At 34.6% G+C, this 21,834-nt stretch carries 20 protein-coding genes and 1 other annotated feature; of the genes, 15 read left to right on the forward strand and 5 right to left on the reverse strand.

The genetic code is table 11. The features are described 5' to 3' along the window. Positions 1-16: 16 nt before the first annotated feature. The 5 genes from C7J89_RS01165 to iolG all read left to right on the forward strand — a co-directional run bounded on the left by C7J89_RS01165 (position 17) and on the right by iolG (position 5,472). Positions 17-778, forward strand: a complete 762-nt coding sequence (locus tag C7J89_RS01165) for a DeoR/GlpR family DNA-binding transcription regulator (RefSeq protein ID WP_103295170.1) — start codon at positions 17-19, stop codon at positions 776-778. A gap of 126 nt (positions 779-904) precedes the next feature. After that, entirely contained in the window at positions 905-1,939 is a 1,035-nt protein-coding gene (locus tag C7J89_RS01170; RefSeq protein ID WP_103295169.1) for a Gfo/Idh/MocA family protein, read from the forward strand. After that, positions 1,936-2,838, forward strand: coding sequence for a myo-inosose-2 dehydratase (gene iolE / locus C7J89_RS01175; RefSeq protein ID WP_103295168.1), 903 nt, complete (start codon positions 1,936-1,938; stop codon positions 2,836-2,838). The genes C7J89_RS01170 and iolE overlap by 4 nt, the downstream gene beginning before the upstream one ends. 39 nt (positions 2,839-2,877) lie before the next feature. Further along, a complete protein-coding gene (locus C7J89_RS01180; protein WP_103295167.1) occupies positions 2,878-4,473 on the forward strand; it encodes a solute:sodium symporter family transporter in 1,596 nt (531 codons plus the stop codon). Between the two features lie 6 nt (positions 4,474-4,479). Then, a complete protein-coding gene (gene iolG, locus C7J89_RS01185) occupies positions 4,480-5,472 on the forward strand; it encodes an inositol 2-dehydrogenase (RefSeq protein WP_115206188.1) in 993 nt (330 codons plus the stop codon). Between the two features lie 51 nt (positions 5,473-5,523). Here iolG and C7J89_RS01190 read toward each other — a convergent pair whose 3' ends face one another. Together C7J89_RS01190 and C7J89_RS01195 are read right to left on the reverse strand one after the other, a co-directional pair. Continuing rightward, a complete protein-coding gene (locus C7J89_RS01190) occupies positions 5,524-6,549 on the reverse strand; it encodes an NAD-dependent formate dehydrogenase (RefSeq protein ID WP_103295165.1) in 1,026 nt (341 codons plus the stop codon). 176 nt (positions 6,550-6,725) lie between these two features. Continuing rightward, the gene (locus tag C7J89_RS01195) at positions 6,726-7,085 is read right to left on the reverse strand and encodes a Na-translocating system protein MpsC family protein (protein WP_371860681.1); all 360 of its coding nucleotides are present in this window, start codon (positions 7,083-7,085) and stop codon (positions 6,726-6,728) included. Positions 7,086-7,281: 196 nt separating this feature from the next. On the opposite strand from C7J89_RS01195, the gene C7J89_RS01200 reads away from it, so the two are divergent. Beyond that, positions 7,282-8,127, forward strand: coding sequence for a sialate O-acetylesterase (locus C7J89_RS01200; protein ID WP_103295163.1), 846 nt, complete (start codon positions 7,282-7,284; stop codon positions 8,125-8,127). A 37-nt stretch (positions 8,128-8,164) separates the two neighbouring features. Here the strand turns inward: C7J89_RS01200 and C7J89_RS01205 are convergent, their stop codons facing one another. Further along, positions 8,165-8,512, reverse strand: coding sequence for a hypothetical protein (locus C7J89_RS01205; protein ID WP_103295162.1), 348 nt, complete (start codon positions 8,510-8,512; stop codon positions 8,165-8,167). Between the two features lie 220 nt (positions 8,513-8,732). Here C7J89_RS01205 and C7J89_RS01210 point away from each other — a divergent pair, with 220 nt between their 5' ends. From C7J89_RS01210 to C7J89_RS01220, 3 genes are all read left to right on the forward strand, one after another. Beyond that, positions 8,733-9,122 carry a CidA/LrgA family protein gene (locus C7J89_RS01210; protein WP_103295161.1) on the forward strand — a complete coding sequence of 130 codons (390 nt, stop codon included), beginning with the start codon at positions 8,733-8,735 and terminating at the stop codon, positions 9,120-9,122. After that, complete coding sequence (locus C7J89_RS01215; protein WP_103295160.1) at positions 9,119-9,805, forward strand: LrgB family protein; 687 nt, start codon at positions 9,119-9,121, stop codon at positions 9,803-9,805. The genes C7J89_RS01210 and C7J89_RS01215 overlap by 4 nt, the downstream gene beginning before the upstream one ends. A 411-nt stretch (positions 9,806-10,216) precedes the next feature. Next, entirely contained in the window at positions 10,217-11,086 is an 870-nt protein-coding gene (locus tag C7J89_RS01220) for an SDR family oxidoreductase (protein WP_103295159.1), read from the forward strand. A gap of 170 nt (positions 11,087-11,256) precedes the next feature. Here the strand turns inward: C7J89_RS01220 and C7J89_RS01225 are convergent, their stop codons facing one another. After that, complete coding sequence (locus tag C7J89_RS01225; RefSeq protein WP_172459027.1) at positions 11,257-12,090, reverse strand: ParB/RepB/Spo0J family partition protein; 834 nt, start codon at positions 12,088-12,090, stop codon at positions 11,257-11,259. Between the two features lie 208 nt (positions 12,091-12,298). After that, positions 12,299-12,675: a binding site (T-box leader), on the forward strand. A gap of 62 nt (positions 12,676-12,737) precedes the next feature. On the opposite strand from C7J89_RS01225, the gene C7J89_RS01235 reads away from it, so the two are divergent. The 6 genes from C7J89_RS01235 to C7J89_RS01260 all read left to right on the forward strand — a co-directional run bounded on the left by C7J89_RS01235 (position 12,738) and on the right by C7J89_RS01260 (position 20,282). Beyond that, entirely contained in the window at positions 12,738-13,841 is a 1,104-nt protein-coding gene (locus C7J89_RS01235) for a PLP-dependent transferase (RefSeq protein WP_103295229.1), read from the forward strand. Beyond that, entirely contained in the window at positions 13,838-15,016 is a 1,179-nt protein-coding gene (gene metC / locus C7J89_RS01240) for a cystathionine beta-lyase MetC (RefSeq protein ID WP_103295157.1), read from the forward strand. The genes C7J89_RS01235 and metC overlap by 4 nt, the downstream gene beginning before the upstream one ends. After that, positions 14,967-16,811 carry a bifunctional homocysteine S-methyltransferase/methylenetetrahydrofolate reductase gene (locus C7J89_RS01245; protein ID WP_103295156.1) on the forward strand — a complete coding sequence of 615 codons (1,845 nt, stop codon included), beginning with the start codon at positions 14,967-14,969 and terminating at the stop codon, positions 16,809-16,811. Before metC ends, C7J89_RS01245 begins: the two co-directional genes overlap by 50 nt. Next, on the forward strand, positions 16,805-19,048 hold the full coding sequence (metE, locus tag C7J89_RS01250; protein ID WP_103295155.1) for a 5-methyltetrahydropteroyltriglutamate--homocysteine S-methyltransferase: 2,244 nt from the start codon (positions 16,805-16,807) through the stop codon (positions 19,046-19,048). Before C7J89_RS01245 ends, metE begins: the two co-directional genes overlap by 7 nt. A gap of 26 nt (positions 19,049-19,074) precedes the next feature. After that, positions 19,075-19,818, forward strand: coding sequence for a cyclase family protein (locus tag C7J89_RS01255; RefSeq protein WP_103295154.1), 744 nt, complete (start codon positions 19,075-19,077; stop codon positions 19,816-19,818). Between the two features lie 209 nt (positions 19,819-20,027). Then, positions 20,028-20,282, forward strand: a complete 255-nt coding sequence (locus tag C7J89_RS01260; protein WP_103295153.1) for a TM2 domain-containing protein — start codon at positions 20,028-20,030, stop codon at positions 20,280-20,282. A gap of 93 nt (positions 20,283-20,375) precedes the next feature. Here C7J89_RS01260 and C7J89_RS01265 read toward each other — a convergent pair whose 3' ends face one another. Next, entirely contained in the window at positions 20,376-21,830 is a 1,455-nt protein-coding gene (locus C7J89_RS01265; protein ID WP_103295152.1) for a carbon starvation CstA family protein, read from the reverse strand. Positions 21,831-21,834 lie beyond the last annotated feature (4 nt).

Below are 21,834 nucleotides of genomic sequence, written 5' to 3' on the forward strand. Positions count from 1 at the left end.
AAAAAGGAGAATTTATTTGAAATCAAAAAGAATACTAGAAGTTGAAAAGTACGTACAGGACAACGAAACTGTTTCAATAGAAGAATTAACTGAAGAATTTAATGTTTCTATCAATACAATTAGAAGAGACATCAACGAATTAGTTAAAAGAAATAGCGTTAAAAAAGTATACGGGGGAGTAAAAAGTACCAATACACAAGAAACACAAGCAATTGATTATTCAGAAAGAAATATTGAAAATTATGAACATAAGAAAAGTATAGGTTACCTAGCTTCACAATATATAAAAGCAAATGATGTAATCTACATAGATACGGGCACTACAACTATTCATATATTAGATAACATCGATGAAAACTTACCATTTACAATTATTACTAATAGTCTAGATGTAATTAACAAAGCTACTAAATTTAATAATGCTTCTCTTTTTATCATCGGTGAAAAATACAAAGCTAGAACTCGTTCATTTACCGGAGTGAAAAGTCAAAGTATTGTAGATAAATTTAATATAAAAAAAGCATTTATGGCTGCAACAGGCGTAAATATTAATAATGGATTAACTAACGCTGAAATTGAAGAAAACTTTATCAAACAAGCAGTTATCAAACAATCCGAAGAAAAATACGTGCTTGTAGATCATTCAAAAATCAATAAATCAACACTGTTAACATACACTGAATTAGCAGATATAGATTATTTAATTACAGATAAGAAGCCGAACAAAGAATTTCTCGAATATTGCCAAAACCATGATGTCACAATAAAAACACCGTAATTTTTGATTAACTATTGGTTGTTTTTTGAATAAATTTTAGTTTTTTGATTGACCCTTTCTCAAAAATGTAATACATTTCTATGTAAGGGCTTACTTTTAAGCGCTTTCATAGAAGGAGGGTTATATATGACACAACTAAAAATTGGTCAAGTTGGGCTTGGAAGATTAGGACGTATACATGCCCAAAACTTATCCAAATATATAATGAATGCTGAATTATTTGCTGTAACTAGTATAGTTCCAGAAGAATTAGACTATGCTAAAAATGAATTAGGCGTTAAACATTGTTATACGTCATATACAGAAATGATTAATAATGATGAATTAGATGCTGTAATTATTGTTTCACCAAGCGGTTTCCATACTGTGCAAATCTCTCAAGCATTAAAGAAAGGGTTACATGTATTTTCCGAAAAGCCTATTGGCATTGATTTAACTACAATCAACGACTTACTTTCAGAATTAGATAATCATCCAAATACAGTATTTCAACTAGGTTTTATGCGTCGCTTTGATGATTCATATTTATATGCTAAAGAGGTTATTGAACGTGGTGACTTAGGAGAAATCACATCAATGCGTTGTTATGGCATTGATCCAAGTGAAGGATTACCAAGCTTTATAAACTTCGCTAAAAATAGTGCAAGTGGTGGCATATTCTTAGATATGTCAATTCACGATATTGATTTAGTAAGATGGTTTACTGAATCAGAATTTTCTACAGTTTATGCGCTTGGTAATAGTTTAGCTGCACCTCAATTAGCAGATTACAATGAGCTTGAAACTGGCGCTTGCTTAGCAACTCTTGAAAATGGCGTCATCGTTTACTTGTTAGCAGGTCGTAATGCTAATCATGGCTATCATGTTGAAACTGAAATAATAGGAACAAAAGGTATGATTCGTATAGGTAACGCACCCGAAAAGAATTTAGTCACAGTTTATGACGATAACGGTGTAATCAGACCCACTTCAACACACTTCCCTGAACGCTTTAAAATAGCCTTTATAAACGAACTTTCAACTTTTGTAAATTCTATTATTAACAACGAAAAACCTACTATTACAGGCAACGACGGGTTAAAAAGTACTGAAGCTGCCATTGCTATGCAAGAATCATTTGAAAAGAATGAAGTAGTAAAATTGGCAGGTGCTCGCATATGACAACAAACATAAAATATGGTTGTGCCCCAATTGCATGGACGAATGATGATTTACCTGAATTAGGCAGTAATAACTCTTTTGAACAATGTATTAGTGAAATTGCCTTATCTGGATATGTTGGTACTGAAATAGGAAACAAATATCCTAAAAATCCTAAAGAACTTAATTCTTATCTTGCTCCAAGAGGTTTATCTGTAGCTAGCGCTTGGTTAAGTTTGTATTTAACTACTAAAACTTTTGAAGAAAATAAAGATCAATTCATTAAGCATAGAGATTTTCTCTACGAATTAGGTGCAAAAGTAATTGTAGTAGCAGAACAAGGCCATAGTATTCAGTGCGATTTTGACAAATCTCTGTTTAAAGACAAACCTATTTTTAACGAAAATGAATGGTCGCTTTTAGCAGATGGATTAGAAGAATTAGGCAAATTAGCTCAAGAAAAAGATATGCACATTGTGTACCATCATCATATGGGCACGGGTGTTCAAACAACTGATGAGATAAATAAACTCATGCGTCTTACAAATCCAGATTATGTCTCGCTATTATTCGACACTGGCCACTTAGTCATGTCTGGTGAGGAACCTTTAGAAATATACAAGCAACATCACAATAGAATTAAACACATTCATTTTAAAGATATTAGATCGGATATTAAACAACATGTTATACAACAAAACCTCAGTTTTTTAGAAGGGGTTAAGAAAGGCATGTTTACAGTACCTGGTGATGGTGATATTGATTTTAATCCAATATTAGACTTGATAATTAACTCGAATTATTCAGGATGGATTATCGTTGAAGCCGAACAAGATCCGTCTGTAGCAAACCCGTTTATTTACGCCAAAAAAGCAAAAGAATACATTTCTCAATTATCAAATAAGTTAAATTACGCATAAATACGTTACTGTATTCATGTATTAAAGGGGTAGTTCATAATGAATATGTTCTCAGTAATATCTTTTATCATTGTTGTAGTTGTAATTGGAGGATATGCTTACTTTAGAAGCCGTAAAATCAACACTAAAAATGCGGATGGGTATTTCATGGGTGGACGAAGTCTAACAGGTTTCACGATTGCTTCTACCATTATCATGACAAATCTTTCGACAGAACAAATCGTGGGTCAAAATGGTCAAAGCTTCAAAGCAGGTATGGAAGTCATGGCATGGGAAGTAACTTCTTCTATTGCAATAGTGTTATTAGCTTTAGTATTTTTGCCTAAGTATTTTAGATATGGTGTAGATACCATATCAGACTTTATAGAAATGCGTTTTGATACTTTCACTAAAAGACTTGTATCACTACTCTTCATATTTACATATGTAGTGTCATTCTTGCCCGTTGTTTTATATTCCGGTGCATTAGTTTTTAATAAAATTTTCAACGTTAGTGAATTACTCAATGTAAGTGATTTGACTGCCGTAGTATTAATTTCTAGTGTTATTGGTCTCGTCGGTATCCTTTACCTATTTATAGGTGGTTTATCTTTAAGCGCACATAGTGATTCAATATATGGTATTGGCCTTTTAATTGGTGGTTTATCTATACCAATTTTAGGATTAATTTTATTAGGTAATGGTAACTTTTTACAAGGCTTTGATCACGTAGTACAAAAGACGCCAGAAAAACTTAACGCTTTCGGGGACATTGATTCTAAAATAGTTCCTTGGCCAACATTATTTTTCGGTATGTTTTTCAATAACTTATTTTTCTGGTGTACTAACCAAATGATTGTACAAAAATCATTAGCAGGAAAAAACTTGAAAGAAGCTCAAAAAGGAGCTTTATTTGTCGGAATATTCAAAATTTTAGGTGGCTTATTCTTAGTTTTTCCAGGCGTGCTAGCCTTTAACTTACTTGGTGGAGGTATTGATAATCCTGACAACGCTTATCCTTTATTAGTTAACGAAGTATTACCAAAATGGGCTTATGGCTTATTTGGCGCAGTTATTTTCGGTGCAATATTAAGTTCATTCGTAGGTTCGTTAAATAGTACTACTACATTATTCTCTTTAGACTTTTATAAATCAGTTATCAACAAAGATGCTACTAATAAACAAGTGTCTAGAGTTGGTAGACTTGTAACAGTAATTGTTGGTGTGGTTGTTGTAATTTTAGCTCCTATGATTTCTATTTTCCCACAAGGTTTATATGCTGTAGTACAAGAATTTAATGGGCTTTACAATATGCCGGTATTAATACTCGTACTAACTGGATTTTTTGTTAAACGAACATCACGCACAGGCGCTAAAGTAATGTTTATTTCGCATATCGTTATGTATGGACTTTCGAAAGTATTTTTAACTGACATACATTTCTTATATGTTTTAAGCGTATTATTCTTTATTGATTTAATTATTATAAGTTTATTTAATAAATATAATCCAACTAACACATTCGACTTTAAAGTAAATTATGCAAAAGTAGATTTAACACCTTGGAAACATAGATACATTTTAAGTGGGTTCATTGTATTAGCAGTAATTATTTTATATATATTCTTTTCACCAATTGGAATAGCTAGGGGGTAACTAATTATGTTAAATGTAGGAGTTATTGGGGCTGGCCGTATAGGTCGCCTTCACGTTAATTATTTAAAACAAAGAAAAGATATTAATATTAAATGGATTTCAGATTTATTTTGTGACAAGCTAGATGATTGGATTAAAGAATCAAATATCAGTAATAAAACTAAAAATTATCAAGATATAATGAACGATCCTGAAATCGACGCTATTATAATATGTTCTCCGACAAATACGCATGTTGATATTATTAAAGATGCTTGTAAAAAAGGAATACATGTTTTTTGTGAAAAACCTATCAGTTTATCACTCAGTGAAGCAGAAGAAGCTGTAGAAGCTGTTAAAGCATCAAATATCAAACTACAAATGGGTTTCAATAGACGTTTCGATAAAAACTTCAAGCTATTACAAGAACGTCTCTCAGATGGAGAACTGGGAAATATTCAAACATTACGAATTACCTCAAGAGACCCAGAACCACCACCATTAGAATACGTTAAAAATTCAGGTGGTTTATTCATGGACATGTCGATTCATGACTTTGATATGGCTCGTTATTTAATGAACTCAGAAGTTACTGAAGTTTACGCCAGTGGTGGCGCTATGATAAGTCCAGAAATTGAACAGTATGATGATATCGATACTGCTATCATCACTTTGAAATTTGAAAATGGTGCATTAGCGGTAATTGAAAATTGTCGCCGTAGTGTTTATGGTTATGATCAAAGAGTAGAAATACTCGGTGACAATGGATTAATTAGTGTTGATAACACACAATCTTCTACGCTAACTTTCCATAAAGCAGATAGTATTTCGACACAAAATCCGCCCTACTTCTTTTTAGAAAGATACTCAGAGGCATATGAAGTCGAAATGAATTATTTTATAGATGCTATTAAAAATGATGGTGATGTTTTATGTTCTATAGAAGATGGTTTAGCTGCCCAAAAAATTGCAGTTAAATGTAAAGAATCTCTAAATAAACAACCTGCTAAATTGCAATAAAACAACCCGGCAAAGCTTTAGCTTTGCCGGGCATTTCTTATTTCCTAAATTTTATTTAGTTTTATAACTTTTACTAGTGATTTGGCCACCGTCTACGATAATGTCTTTATCTTGGAATGGCTCATTATTGAAGAAACGATTTAAGATATTTTTAACGCCATCTTCAATACGTTCTTGTGCTTCTAGCGTCATGCCTGAATAGTGCACAGTCATAGCATTTCTTGGCATTGTTCTCCATGGATGATCAGCTTGTGCTGGTTGAGGGAACCATACATCGCCTGCATAACCTTGGATGTGTTTAGCTTCTAATAATTCTACTAAATCATCTGTATTAACAATTTTACCACGTGCTGTGTTTACTAAATAGCTACCGTCTTTCATTTTACTTAAAACGTTATAATTGAATAAATTATCTGTGTCTGGAGTCAATGGTGCATGAATTGTAATAGCGTCACTTGTAGCAACAAGTTGTTCAAACTCTACAAATTTAGAGTGTTCATTATCTTTTTGATTTATTGGATCGTAGTGTTGAATTGTAACGTTAAATGGTGCTAAACGCTCTGCCACAAGTTGTCCTATTCTACCGAATCCAAAGATACCAATTGTTTTATTTTGCAGTTCACGCGCGTCATTACCTACTTTAGAAAGGTTCCATTCACCTGCTTCAGACTGTCTATGTCCTTCTTCATAGTTACGTAGTAAAATAAGCAAGTCCATAACTGCATGTTCAGCAACACTTACTGTATTACTTCCAGTTACTTCAACAACACCAATATTGTGTTCACCTGCTGCTTGTAAATCTACATGGTCAGAACCTACACCGGCTGTGATTGCTAGTTTTAAGTTAGGTGCTTTTTCAATACGTTCTCTTGTCATATAAGCTGGATAAAATGGTGCACTGATAACTACATCCATATCTGCTAAATGTTTATCTAAATCCGCTTCATTATCTGTTAATATAACTAATTCATGTCCTTTTTCTTCTAAAAATGGTTTTAAACCAATCGCTTTTTTCGTGTTAAGTGTTTGGTTTTCTTCTCCTTCAACTGATTCTGGGAATAATGCTACTATTTTCATTATCTTCACTCCTATAAATTATTTTTTATTCTAGAGCACTTATAACGTTTACGTTTAATGCGTAAAAAATTGCGCATTAAAAAATACCTGACGCCGTTTGCACATACCACCTCCTTGAATAGTGTCTATTCAAAGCGTAGATAGCAAACAGCACCAGGTACCTTACACCAGCTAGCTTATTCTATTGATTTATCGAAAACAAATATTGATACAACTTCATCATCAGCCAAATCAACATCTGTAAATAATTTTATAAATTTTGCGTCGACAAGTTCTTCCATTTCATCTGGATTTATCTCGTCATATAATTGTTTGATTACTTCTGTACGTGCATAGCGTAACATCTCTTCATTACGTGCGTCTTTTAAGTAAAAGTTATCAACTTTACTTAAAGCACCAGTCATATAAGCAATTGCCCAACTCCCTTTAAAAGTGACTTCGACTTTTTCAGGATCTTTACCGATATGCTTTTTACGATATGAACGTACGAGATTCGCAAATGCTTGTTCATTCTTTTGCATTTCTATGTGGTTCACCTACTTCTTTTAAGAAGTTAAAAGCAATTTCATCACGTTACATTTTCATTATATTACTCATAATGAATAATTCAAGTGTCGCGTTTATATAATTTATAATTACACATTAAACAAACTTTATTTAACTTTAGACAATGCGTATAATAAACGCTACTAATAAACAAAGCTTTAATATTCACGAAGGGAGTTCAAACATATGAAATCTATTTTATTAATAGGACAATCAAATATGGCAGGCAGAGGATTTTTAGACGATGTGCCACCAATTATTAATGAAAATATTAAAGTACTTAAAAACGGGCGTTGGCAATTTATGGATGAGCCAATCCATAACGATCGTTCAGTTGCTGGCGTTGGACCTGCTGCATCTTTTGCAGCCGAATGGACTGCAGCACATCCTCACGAAACATTAGGCTTAATTCCTTGTGCAGATGGTGGAACTTCAATAGATGATTGGTCCGCAGACCAGCCGTTAACTAGACATGCTATTTCTGAAGCGCAATTTGCTATGGAAACGAGTGAATTAATAGGTATATTATGGCATCAAGGTGAATCTGATAGTAACAATGGTAATTTTAAACAATATAAAGATAAACTTGTTTCTTTAATACATCATTTTCGAAATGAACTCGGCAACGAAGCATTACCATTTATAATTGGTGGGCTTGGTGATTATTTAGGGACATCAGGTTTCGGGCAGTCTGCACCAGAGTATGCCAAACTAAATAAAATATTTGAAGAAGTTTGTACTAGTGAGTCTAATTGTTATTTTGCTACTGGCAAAGGTTTACAAGCTAACCCGGACGGTATTCATATTAATGCAAAATCACAACGTATTTTCGGCATCCGTTATTATGACGCATTTAAACATAGACATAACGTCTTAACGCCTTTAGACAATGAACAACAACGTGTTACACAAATATATGATCGAGAACTTACGAAAAACGAACAGTTATACGTTCAATTTGCTTTATTCTCCAAAAATAAAATTTCATTCGACACGCTTAATGAACGTATGGCGACAATTAACCAGTCATAAAAAAATCCTCATACTTGGCACTACCAAGTAATGAGGATTAAAGTATTACAATCAATAAATTACCTACAAGTATTACGAGCCCTATTAGTAAATAGAAAAGTCTAGTTTTAAATTTATAATAGTCATTTTCAAGACTACACAATTGTAACATCGCTATACCGAATAATAATAATGGTTGACCATTTTTTACCCATCCAAAAATATCAGCTATCGATATAACTGCAAATATTACTAACAATACACTGGTTACTGCAAGCATGTACGTCCAAACAGTTTCTCTTTTTTCTTCACTTAAACGTTTAGATGCATCACTTTTTAAATATAAAAAGCATGCACCAAAGAAAGCCCCATAAACGAGTGCGCTAATTGCGATAAAATTATCCACTTTAAATAATTCCTCCGTTAACTCTTATTATCATTACGTTAACATATATATACTTTAGGATTACAAATTGCTCAAAATATTCCCGTGGAAATAATTTGAGTCTTTAAAGTCGAAAAATTTTAAAATTTCTATTGCGTAAAGCCACTACTGCTCTTTAATCTTTGCTATCATTAAATAATAATTCAATTAAAATAGCGCACGTCTTGTAGGAGGACTGTTTATGAAATATATACAAAGAGCGCTGATCATCTTATTACAATTTATACTCATTATTGTTATTACATATATAGGTAATGTTATTCAAAAAGTATTACATATCCCTATAGCGAGCAGTATCGTTGGACTGATTTTATTTTTCTTATTATTACAATTTAAAATTATTCCACTTCGCATGGTTGAAGGCGCAGCGAGTTTCTTACTTTCTACTATGATATTTTACTTTGTACCTTCTGTCGTAGGTGCAATGAATATCGGTTCTGTCATAAGTATGAAATTCATAGCATTTATCATTGTAATTATTGTTGGAACTTGTTGTGTGGCCTTAATTTCTGGTTATATCGCAGAAAAAATGATTGCCAAAACTGATGATGGAGATGAATATACGAAATGATACTGTTGAAAACTATATTAATGATTGTTTTAACGATTGTAGTTTTCTTTTTATCAACAAAACTACAAGCTCGTTTTAGAAACCCATTACTCAACCCTGCTTTAATAACGGCGCTATTTATAATCATTGTGCTGCTATTATTCGGACAAGACTATGATGATTACATGCTTGGCGGTAAATGGATTAATTACCTACTTAGTTGTTCTGTTGTAAGTTTAGCTATGCCATTATATCAACATCGCCACAAGATTATGAAACATGCCCCAGTCATTTTCACTAGTGTACTTACGGCTGTTTTTATTAACTTTTTAATCGTTTATGGCGCATTAAAAATATTAGGCTTTTCAAAATTAACTATAATTACGATGTTACCAAGATCGATTACTGCTGCTGTGGGTATTCAAGTATCACAACAATTAGGTGGCAACGAAACGTTAACTGTATTATTTATTATGGCTACTGGGTTATTAGGCAGTATGGCCGGCGAATATTTAATAAGTATTGCGAAATTCAAATCATCTATTGCTAGAGGTTTATCCTATGGTAATGCTTCACATGGATTTGGAACAGCAAAAGCACTAGAATATGATTTCGAATCAGGTGCCTATAGCTCAATCGGTATGATTTTAACCGCAATTCTAAGTTCGATTCTTATACCTTTATTTATTCTAATATTTTATTAAGTTAACGTTATTAAGGTAATTTTCCTACAAATAAATTTGACTGCTTTCATCTTAATATATTAACTACTAGCCCGTTATCTTCTAATGATAATGGGCTTATTTAATGCTGTTCACCTTTATAGGTCAGACTTCCCTCTTAGTAACCTCAGTGACCCCGACGTCTTAAAAACGTTATATTACTAGTACATAAAATCATTTTCACCCTTTGTTTTTAATTAAGTTGAATTATAGAAATACCCCTTCAAAAAACATAAAAATTATTAAGTATTTCAAAATATTATTTGTTTAAATATTATTTTAACGGCAATAACACTATTATGGAACAACTTCCGATATTATCCATAACAAAGTCAGTTAGATGACTGACTCATATATAGATGAACCCAATAATACCTTTAAGGAGGAACATGTATGAATTTATTAGATTTTCATAAACAAATAAAAGGTTATACACAAGATAGACAACCTGGTATTGAAAAAGATATGAAGCCAAAACCTATTACAGAATTAGATGATTATGCTGCAGGTGGCAAATTAAAAGGCAAAGTGGCCCTAGTTACAGGTGGCGATTCAGGTATTGGACGTGCTGTAGCAATATTATTCGCTAAGGAAGGCGCTAATGTTGCGATCGGTTACTATGACGAACACGAAGACGCTAAAAACGTAGTAGAACGTGTTGAAGCATTAGGTGTAAAAGCAAAAGCGTATGCCCATGATTTAAAAAAAGTAGAAGACTCACAACAATTAATCAAAGATGTCGTAGCCGATTTCGGTCAATTAAACATTTTAGTTAATAATGGTGGCGTCCAATTCCCTCAAGATAGTTTTGCGGATATTTCGCCAGAACAAATTAAAGAGACTTTTGAAACTAATATTTTCGGTATGATGTTCCTTACTCAAGCCGCAGAACCACACCTTTCCAAAGGCGATGCAATTGTTAACACTACTAGCGTTACGGCTTATCGCGGATCAGGACATTTAATCGATTATTCTGCTACAAAGGGTGCAATCGTCTCTTTCACACGTTCAATAGCAACAGCTTTAAATGAAAAAGGCATTCGTGTGAACGCAGTAGCTCCAGGACCAATTTATACACCATTGATCCCTGCTACTTTCTCAGAAGATAAAGTAGAAAACCAAGGTGGCGAAACACCAATGGGTCGTCGTGGTCAACCAGCCGAATTAGCACCTGCCTATGTATTCCTAGCTAGTGACGCAGATAGTTCATATATTACTGGACAAGTGATACACATTAACGGAGGCGACTATATAACTAGTTAAATAATACTATTAGCTATTAGTCATAAAATCCAAGTGTTGGAAAAATTAATATAATCTTACTTTCTATTATGTTATTTACCGCCAATATAAAAACGAGTTTAGAAACAATATTATGTTCTAGACTCGTTTTTTATTTATATTTTAATGTTATTTTGTATGTACATTCAAACTTATCTTTTATACTTCTCGTTTAACTGCTGCACTAATCTTTTAAACTCTTCCTCAGAAGCAAATTCAAAAGTGATTTGACCTTTATTTTTCTTAGTCGTTATAGCTACATTTGTTCCATATTGTTCTTTTAATTGTCGTTCTTGTTGTTTTATAAATTTTGGTTTCGTTTTAGTATCTTGTTGTTTATGGTTTTCTCCCGGTGACTTATTGTCACTTATATATTGTTCTAAATATCTAACACTCCAGGCTTCACGCCGTGCACGCTTCGCTAATTTGGTAATTTCAGTAGTGTTTTTTAGTGCTAATAACGTACGACCATGCGCTCCTGATAATTCTCCTTGTTGAATCATACGCATAACTGTAGGTGGTAAATGTAGTAAACGTAACATATTAGCAATGTATGGGCGTGATTTACTCAAACGCTGCGCCACTTGTTGCTGTGTTAATTGCAAATCATTCATAAGTTTTCTATAACTTTCGGCTTCTTCTATTGCATTTAAATCCTCACGCTGTAAATTTTCAATGATGGCTAATTCCATCATATCTTCGTCAGATAATGATTTTACAATTGCAGGTACTTGTTTTAATTCCGCAAGTTTTGCTGCGCGAAAACGTCTTTCCCCTACTACAATATGATAGCCAGTTATTGTTGTACGTAAGACGATGGGCTGTAAGATGCCATGTTGTTGAATCGAACGAGATAAATCATCTAGTCTAGCATCATCAAACGTTTTTCGCGGTTGATATGGATTGGGTTTAATTTGATCAGTATCTATCTGTTGTATTGCAGAACCATCATCTAGCTGTAGTCTTTCATCTGCAGACTTTACGATGTTCATCACCTACTTTATAAAATGTCTTCATTTTATTTTAAGTAAATTATAACTGTAGAACAAGTAATATAAGTATCGCCAATAAAGAGTTCTCTCACGTTTTAATATAGTTAGATTATTTTGTTTAATCATAATTTTCAGAAAAGTTATTGACAAAGCTTTTTATTATGTGTAACCTATGAAATATCAATTAAGAAATTCATACGAAACAAACACAGTAATAAGGAAAGTAGAACTTACACTGCTGACACAGAGAGTCTTCAGATGCTGAAAGAAGACACAGAAAGAAAGTTTGAAAATGGCCTTTGAGTGTTGATGCCAATATGAGGTGTCACCGGGCGCGCCCGTTATAGCGCTACAGTATTAACATTTGTTAAATGCCGTACTGGAATCATTCGATACGTCGTCAATTTCGTTAATACTCATTTTATATATTATAAGGTGAGCTTTTTTTATACGATTTTTGCTTGTCGCAGGCATTCCAATTCAAATTTTCTATTTAACAGATCGCGTACTGGATAAGGTTATTTTAGCAATAAAATAACAAATTAAGGTGGTACCACGAAGCAAGCTTTCGTCCTTTACATCCGATTTATTCGGGTTTAAAGGACGGAAGCTTTTTTATTTTTACAAGGAGGTTATCGATGATGAAAAATACAGAACTTGCTCAAATCGCATTAACGGAAGATCACACTGGCGCGTTAGCTAATCCTATCTATTTAGCGACGGCTTATCAACATCCACACTTAGGACAATCAACAGGCTATGATTACACACGTACTAAAAACCCAACACGTTCAGCCTTTGAAGAATCATTTGCCAAATTAGAAAGAGGTCTTGCTTCATTTGCTACATCAAGTGGCATGGCGGCCATTCAACTCGTTTGTAATATTTTCAAACCAGGCGATGAGGTTTTAGTGTCATTCGATTTATACGGTGGCACATTCAGATTGTTTGATTTTTATGAACAACAATATGGCATTCGCTTTAAATACGTTGATTTTCTAAATTATGAAGAAGTAGTTAAAAACATTAACGACAAGACACGCGCCCTATTTATTGAACCTATATCTAACCCGCTAATGATTGAAGTTGATGTCGAACCTTACTACGTATTAAGTAAAAAGCATGATTTGTTAACAATAATCGATAATACTTTCTTAACACCTTATTTATCTACACCATTAGTAGATGGAGCTGACATCGTTTTACATTCTGGAACTAAATATATTGGTGGTCATAACGATGTACTCGGCGGCGTGGTAACTGTTAAAGACGAAGGCTTGGCTGAAGAATTAGCCGCATTGCATAACATGACTGGCGCAACATTATCACCAATCGATAGTTATTTATTACAACGTGGCTTAAAGACATTGCATTTACGTCTTGATCGTTCCGAATATAATGCTAAATTACTCGCTGAACGATGTAGTAGCTTAGAGGCAATAGACGAAGTTTTATACAGTGGTCGCACAGGCATGTTGAGTTTAAGACTTAACAAAGCATTTAGCGTTGAAAAACTTTTAGAAAATATTAAAGTTTGTATCTTTGCCGAAAGTTTAGGCGGTACTGAAACATTAATCACTTTCCCATATACACAAACCCATGTTGATATGCCAGACGAAGAAAAAGATAAACGTGGTATTGATGCACATTTAATTAGATTATCAATAGGCGTTGAAGACTATGAAGATATTGAAGCAGACCTTATTCAAGCATTAGATAAAGCGAAAGTAGGAGTGATTTCATGAGTTTATCCAAAAATACAGAAGTGATTTTCGATTCACATAGAGGACACGATTACGATTCAGCAAACCCACCATTATACGATTCTTCAACGTTCCACCAAAAGGTTTTAGGTGGTGGCGCAGAATACGACTATGCAAGAAGTGGTAACCCCAACCGTAAATTATTAGAAGAAAAATTAGCCAAACTTGAAGGTGGGAGTTATGCATTTGCCTATGCATCAGGCATCGCAGCTATTTCAGCAGTGTTACTCACGCTTAACGCTGACGACCACGTCATTTTACCTGACGATGTTTACGGAGGTACTTTCCGATTAACAGAACAAATATTAACACGTTTTAATATTCGTTTTACAACTGTAGACACAACGGATATTTCACAAATCGAACAAGCTATCGAAGATAACACTAAATTAGTATATATAGAAACGCCATCCAATCCTTTGTTTAAAATCACAGATGTTCGTGCTGCTGCAAAAGTTGCACATGATCATGATTTACTTTTAGCCGTAGATAATACGTTTATGACGCCACTTGGTCAATCTCCATTAGAACTTGGCGCAGACGTCGTTGTACATAGCGCTACCAAATTTTTAGGTGGTCATAGCGATATTATTGCTGGCGCTGCAATTACTAACGATAAAACATTAGCCGATGCACTCTATCTATTACAAAACGGTACAGGTACTGCCCTTTCCGCTCAAGATAGTTGGACATTAGCAAAACATTTAAAAACATTACCAGTAAGATTTAAGCAATCTGTAGATAACGCACAAAAACTTGAAGCATTTTTACAACAACGTGATGAAATTGCTGAAGTTTATTACCCAGGAAATGACAAATTACATTTATCTCAAGCACAACATGGCGGCGCAGTTTTAGGCTTTCGCTTAAAAGATGAAACGAAAGCTCAAGCTTTCGTTGACGCCTTATCATTACCTTTAGTATCAGTAAGTCTTGGTGGCGTAGAAACGATTCTGTCACACCCAGCAACAATGTCACACGCCGCTGTACCTAAAGAAGTTCGAGATGAACGTAATATCACTTTTGGTCTATTTAGATTAAGTGTTGGTTTAGAAGATCCTGATGAACTGATTGCTGACTTGAATTATGCATTGAAGGAGGCTTTTAATGACTCAACAACTATTGGACAAACTGAAGAACAACATACTAGTCGCTGATGGTGCTATGGGCACGATACTCTACTCTGAAGGATTAGACACGTGTCCCGAGGCTTACAATCTAAGTCATCCAGAAAGAGTGGAACGTATTCATCGCACATATATTGAAGCTGGTGCAGACGTGATACAAACCAATACTTACGGCGCAAACTTCGAAAAGTTAAAAGCTTTTGGTTTAGAACATAAAGTTAAAGACATTCACCAAGCGGCAGTAAAAATTGCTAAAAAGGCCGCTTCACAAGATACGTATATCTTAGGTACTGTTGGGGGTTTCCGTGGTCTTAGACAAGAAGAATTAAGTCTATCGGCGATACTGTATCACACAGAAATTCAAGTAGACACTTTAATAGAAGAAGGCGTCGACGGCTTACTGTTCGAAACATATTACGACTTAGAAGAATTAACCAACATTATACAAGCAACACGTAACAAATATGATATCCCTATTATTGCCCAGTTAACGGCATCTAATACTAACTATTTACGTGATGGTTCGAAGATTAATGATGCTTTACAACAAGTTATCGACAGTGGCGCAGATGTCGTCGGACTGAATTGTCATCATGGTCCGCACCATATGCAACAAACATTTTCACATATTGAATTACCAGAACATGCATACCTTTCATGTTATCCAAATGCTAGCTTACTGGATTTAAACAACAGTGAGTTCAAGTATAGCGATAATGCCGAATACTTTGGAAAAGTTGCCGAAAAGTTAATAAACGAAGGCGTACGACTCATCGGAGGTTGTTGTGGCACAACCCCAGAACATATTCATTACATTAAATCTTCTATTAAAGATTTAACACCTATTCACAATAAAAAAGTCGTACCTATTACCAAACAAAGTACCGCAACAAAATCCACGTCTGCAAAAGAAAATTTAACAGCTAAAGTTAAACGTGACGCTACAATCATTGTTGAGTTAGATACACCAAAGCATTTAGATACCGACAAGTTTTTCGAGAATATCCAAAAGCTAGACAATGCCGAAATAGATGCAGTCACACTTGCCGATAATTCATTAGCTACTGTACGTATTAGTAATGTTGCTGCGGCAAGTATTATTAAACAAAACTATAATATCGAACCGCTCGTGCATATCACATGTCGAGATCGTAATTTAATCGGCTTGCAATCACATCTTTTGGGATTATCACTCATAGGCGTTAACGAAATTTTAACGATTACCGGTGACCCTTCAAAAGTAGGTAATCTACCAGGTGCCATGAACGTATTCGATGTAAATTCAAAAGGTTTAACAGAAATTGCTAAACGTTTTAACCAAGGTATCAACACTGATGGTGATGCGCTGAAGAAAAAGACAAACTTCAACATCGCAGGAGCATTTGATCCAAATGTAAGAAAGTTAGACGGTGCAATTAGACGTCTGGAAAAGAAAATAGACAGCGGAATGGATTATTTCATTACCCAGCCTGTTTATAGTAAAGAAAAAATTAAAACTGTTTATGAAGCAACCAAGCATTTAGGTGTCCCATTCTTTATTGGCATTATGCCGATTACTAGTTATAACAATGCATTATTTTTACACAACGAAGTACCTGGCATTAAGCTTTCCGAAGACATACTTACACGCTTCGAAGCAGTTAAAGACGATAGAGATAAAACAAGAGAGTTGAGCATTGAAATATGTAAAGAGCTTATCGATACGGTTCATGAATATTTTAACGGCTTGTACCTCATCACACCTTTCCAACGTGCAGACTTATCTCTGGAACTTGCAGCATACTCTAAATCGATCACTTCAAATTCACAGGAGGCAATATTATGACAATTAAAACATCAAATTTAGGTTTCCCAAGATTAGGTAGAAAAAGAGAATGGAAAAAAACAATCGAAAGTTACTGGTCAAATAAAATCAATGCTGATGAATTAAACCAACAGCTTACTGATTTACACAAAGAGAACTTATTACTACAAAAAAATTACAATTTAGACAGTATTCCAGTTGGTGATTTTTCTCTTTACGACCATATTCTTGATACATCATTATTATTCAATATCATTCCAGAACGATTCCAAGGTCGTGAAGTAAATAACGACTTATTATTTGATATCGCAAGAGGTAACAAAGAACACGTAGCTAGTGCGTTAATCAAATGGTTTAACACAAACTATCACTATATCGTTCCAGAATGGGATAATGCAGAACCAAAATTAAATCACAATGTTTTATTAGAGCGCTTTAACTATGCACAGTCATTAAATGTTAATGCTCATCCTGTAATTGTAGGACCGATTACTTTCGTTCAACTTTCTAAAGGTGGTAATCAAACTTTTGAAGAAAAAGTAGAAACGCTATTACCATTATATAAAGAAGTTTTACAATCGCTTGTAGACGCTGGTGCAGAATATATTCAAATCGATGAGCCCGTATTAGTTACTGATACAAGTGCAGACTTTGAAGATATTACACGTCAAGCTTACGATTACTTCGCACAAGCTGGCGTAGCTGACAAACTAGTCATCCAAACATACTTTGAACGTGTGAACTTAAAATTCTTAAACAGCTTACCTGTAAAAGGATTAGGTTTAGACTTTGTACACGATAACGGCTACAATTTATCACAAATTGAAGCAGGTGACTTAGATAAAGATAAAGTATTATATGCTGGTATTATTGATGGACGTAACGTTTGGGCAGCTGACATAGAAGCAAAACAATCATTAATCGAAAAACTTCAAGACTACGCTACTGAATTAGTGATCCAACCATCATCATCATTATTACATGTTCCAGTTTCACTAGATGATGAAACGTTAGACGAATCAATCGCAGAGGGGTTAAGCTTTGCGACAGAAAAATTAGATGAATTAGATGCCTTAAGACGTCTATTTAATGACAATGACAGTGCTAAATTTGATGATCTAAAAGCGCGTTATGAACGTTTCCAAAATCAATCATTCAAAAATCTTGAATATGACTTTGATAGCGTACGTTCTTCTCGTAAATCACCATTTGCTGAACGTCGTAAAGAACAAGATGCACAATTAAATTTACCTGATTTACCAACAACAACAATCGGTTCTTTCCCTCAATCACAAGAAGTACGTAAACAACGTGCTGCATGGAAAAACAACCGTATTACAGATGCTGAATACAATGAGTTCTTAGAAAGTGAAATCGCACGTTGGATTAAAATTCAAGAAGACATTGGTTTAGACGTACTTGTTCACGGTGAATTCGAACGTAACGACATGGTTGAATTCTTCGGCGAAAAATTACAAGGCTTCTTAGTGACTAAATTCGGTTGGGTTCAATCATACGGTTCTCGTGCCGTTAAGCCACCAATCATTTACGGAGACGTTAAATGGAACGAACCTTTAACAGTGAAAGAAACATTATATGCGCAAGGCTTAACTGACAAACCTGTAAAAGGTATGTTAACTGGCCCTGTTACAATCTTGAACTGGTCATTCGAACGCGTAGACTTACCTCGCGAAGAAGTTCAAAACCAAATCGCTTTAGCCATTAACGAAGAAGTATTAGCTTTGGAAGACGCTGGCATCAAAATTATCCAAGTAGACGAACCAGCATTACGAGAAGGTTTACCTTTACGTTCTGAATACCACGCTGATTACTTAGATAAAGCAGTACATTCATTCAAACTTGCTACGTCTTCAGTGGCAGATGCAACACAAATTCATACGCATATGTGTTATTCTCAATTTGGACAAATCATCCATGCTATCTATGATTTAGATGCTGATGTTATTTCAATCGAAACATCACGTAGTCATGGTGATTTAATTCAAGACTTTGAAGACATTACGTATGATTTAGGTATTGGACTTGGTGTCTATGATATCCATAGTCCACGTATCCCTACTGAAGAAGAAATTACGACTGCAATCGACCGTGCTTTACAACAAATCGATCGTTCATTATTCTGGGTTAACCCAGATTGCGGTTTAAAAACGCGTAAAGAAGACGAAGTTCGTGAAGCATTAACTGTATTAGTTAACTCAGTAGATAAATTACGTAAAACAAAGTCAGCTACTGTTTAAAAAATAAAATGTAGGTGATGTTATCAATGAGTTATCCATTATGGAACCAACTTGAACAACTAAAAAGTTCAGAATGGGTCGATCTTACACACAAGTTTGACGACACCATTCCATGCTTTAACGAAGACGAGCGTGCAAGCGTAAAACCATTAGCAACTGTAAAAGATGATGGTTACTATGTTCAACGTTGGAATCTCGTTACTCAATACGGTACACATCTTGATGCACCGAATCATTTTGTTAATCATGCCCGCAGTCTAAATGACTTTGAATTAACAGAATTTGCGTTACCGTTGATTGTTTTAGATTATTCGTCAGAAGTCGCACGAGATGCAGACTTTATAGTAACCAAAGAACATTTAACTCAATGGGAACGTATTAACGGTAAAATCGAGCCACACACATTTGTCGCGTTAAGAACAGATTGGTCTAAACGGTGGCCCGATACTACGCAATTTGAAAATAAAGATACGCATGGCCAACCTCATACCCCGGGTTGGAGCCGGGATGCATTACAGTTCTTAATCGAAGAACGCCAAGTAAAAGCAATCGGTCACGAAACTTTCGATACAGATGCTGCTATAGATGCAACACGTAACGAAGACTTCGTCAGCCAGCGTTATGTCCTTGAGCAAGACATTTTTCAAATTGAATTGCTGACTAATTTAGACCAATTACCAGCCCGTGGTGCTATTATTTTTACGATATGCCCAAAAGCAAATGACGCTCCTGGTTTTCCGGTACGCGCGTTTGCTATCAAGCCTAAATAGATTTACAAAAACAAGTGAGATGTACTCTAGCCATTATGTACATCAGTAATAATCTTGGTATTAAGCAATTTGAGCCCCTGCTTAATACCAAGCTCTCCTTTTCAGTTATGATATATTACAAACAAGTAGGTCGCCGCCTACTTGTTTTTTGATTTTAATTTAAGTTAAGATTACTGTAACGCATTAAATAGATACAAGGAGTGAATGCAATGCCTTCGAACGACTATGCACCACAGCAACGTAATATCGTCATCGCTTATGTTTTATGGTTCTTTTTAGGCCAACTCGGCATACACCGTTTCTATTGTGGTAAAACTGCTTCGGGTATTTTCCAAGTTATTCTAGCAGTTATTGGTTGGGCCACAGCAGCTATTTTTATTGGTTACCTATTCTTATTTATATTAGGTTTTTGGTTATTTATAGATATTTTCTTAATTCCTAGTATGTGTAAGCACCCAAATTAATACAATATAAGCTAATGTTTAACGTGAAACATTATACAAATCATAAAAAGAGACACCTTTGTCGAGGTGTCTCTTTTGCTATTACATATAGTCTTAAGTGAGTTGTTGTTTTCCAGTAATTGGATAATCAAGTTCGAATGATTTGGCTGAAACCATCTTTTTATATTGATATCCGAAATAAGCAATCCATAGTAACGTTAATACAAATCCAATATAATAGCTAAGCGTTAAGTCTAAACCTAAACCGATCTTCTGGCTTAATATATAAACAAAGATATTCCATGTCATAAAGACTGCCGGTATTGCAGCAACCCAGAAGTTCTTTTTAGCGATTAACAGATACATAGCTCCTACCCATAAGGCTACGACGGCGGTCGTTTGGTTAGCCCAAGAGAAGTAACGCCATAATACAGTGAAATCAACTTGAGTTAAACCAAAGCTAATCACAAATAATGGTGCTGCTACGATAATTCTTTTCATCATGCTACGTTGTTCAACGTTTAAATAATCGGCAATAATCATACGTGCACTTCTAAATGAAGTATCACCACTCGTAATTGGTAAAATGATTACACCTATAACGGCAATCGTACCAATTACTGAGCCTAATAATAAATTAGAAGCCTTACTTACTACTAATGCAGCTTCACCACGATTTAAAACATCTTGTAAACCACTATAACCGTGGAACAAACTCATACCAGCTGCCGCCCAAATCATAGCGATAATACCTTCAGCAATCATCATGCCATAGAAAATAAAGCGCGCATTTTTCTCTTTATTCGTAGTTCTAGAAATAATAGGCGTTTGCGTCGCATGGAACCCTGATAAGGCACCACATGTAATCGTAAAGAATAATAATGGGAATATTGGTGCACCAGCAGGATGCATGTTTTTAAGACTTAATTCAGGAATCGGCGCTCCTGTTTGAATTAATCTAAAACCGATACCTACCGCACTAACTAATAATAGCGCGCCAAAAATTGGGTAAACACGTCCAATTATTTTGTCTATTGGTAAGATCGTAGATAAAATATAGTACACAAAAATTACGAAAATAATTATACCTAATGCGATACGGCCATCCATTAAATTATATAGTAATAAAGCTGGACTTGTAACGAAGACCGTACCAGTAAGTAATAATAATAAGATAGAGAAAATATTAACGAAATGCTTCATCACATTACCTAAAAATTTTCCTGCTAATTCAGGTAAGTGTGCCCCTTTGTTACGAATTGAAATCATACCAGTTAAATAGTCATGAACTGCACCAGCAAAAATACAGCCGACAACGATCCATATAAATGCAACCGGGCCATATAATGCACCCATAATCGGACCAAAAATAGGTCCTACACCGGCGATATTTAACAACTGTATTAACGAGTTAGACGATGTCTTCATCGGCAGATAGTCTACGTTATCACGTTGATTGTATGCAGGCGTTGGTCGGTCCTCTTTAGGGCCAAACATTTTATCAATATATTTTCCATATGTAAAATAACCAACGACAAGTAAGATAATCGATACAATAAAAGTAATCATTTAA

The sequence above is a fragment of the Staphylococcus kloosii genome, assembly GCF_003019255.1.
Lineage (GTDB): Bacteria > Bacillota > Bacilli > Staphylococcales > Staphylococcaceae > Staphylococcus > Staphylococcus kloosii.

Excerpts from the sequence above, each read along its gene's own strand:
- C7J89_RS01170 (WP_103295169.1), top strand. The coding sequence starts at position 905 with ATGACACAACTAAAAATTGGTCAAGTTGGGCTTGGAAGATTAGGACGT.
- iolE (WP_103295168.1), top strand. The coding sequence starts at position 1,936 with ATGACAACAAACATAAAATATGGTTGTGCCCCAATTGCATGGACGAAT.
- C7J89_RS01180 (WP_103295167.1), top strand. The coding sequence starts at position 2,878 with ATGAATATGTTCTCAGTAATATCTTTTATCATTGTTGTAGTTGTAATT.
- iolG (WP_115206188.1), top strand. The coding sequence starts at position 4,480 with ATGTTAAATGTAGGAGTTATTGGGGCTGGCCGTATAGGTCGCCTTCAC.
- C7J89_RS01190 (WP_103295165.1), bottom strand. The coding sequence starts at position 6,549 with ATGAAAATAGTAGCATTATTCCCAGAATCAGTTGAAGGAGAAGAAAAC.
- C7J89_RS01200 (WP_103295163.1), top strand. The coding sequence starts at position 7,282 with ATGAAATCTATTTTATTAATAGGACAATCAAATATGGCAGGCAGAGGA.
- C7J89_RS01210 (WP_103295161.1), top strand. The coding sequence starts at position 8,733 with ATGAAATATATACAAAGAGCGCTGATCATCTTATTACAATTTATACTC.
- C7J89_RS01215 (WP_103295160.1), top strand. The coding sequence starts at position 9,119 with ATGATACTGTTGAAAACTATATTAATGATTGTTTTAACGATTGTAGTT.
- C7J89_RS01220 (WP_103295159.1), top strand. The coding sequence starts at position 10,217 with ATGAATTTATTAGATTTTCATAAACAAATAAAAGGTTATACACAAGAT.
- C7J89_RS01235 (WP_103295229.1), top strand. The coding sequence starts at position 12,738 with ATGAAAAATACAGAACTTGCTCAAATCGCATTAACGGAAGATCACACT.
- metC (WP_103295157.1), top strand. The coding sequence starts at position 13,838 with ATGAGTTTATCCAAAAATACAGAAGTGATTTTCGATTCACATAGAGGA.
- C7J89_RS01245 (WP_103295156.1), top strand. The coding sequence starts at position 14,967 with ATGACTCAACAACTATTGGACAAACTGAAGAACAACATACTAGTCGCT.
- C7J89_RS01255 (WP_103295154.1), top strand. The coding sequence starts at position 19,075 with ATGAGTTATCCATTATGGAACCAACTTGAACAACTAAAAAGTTCAGAA.
- C7J89_RS01260 (WP_103295153.1), top strand. The coding sequence starts at position 20,028 with ATGCCTTCGAACGACTATGCACCACAGCAACGTAATATCGTCATCGCT.
- C7J89_RS01265 (WP_103295152.1), bottom strand. The coding sequence starts at position 21,830 with ATGATTACTTTTATTGTATCGATTATCTTACTTGTCGTTGGTTATTTT.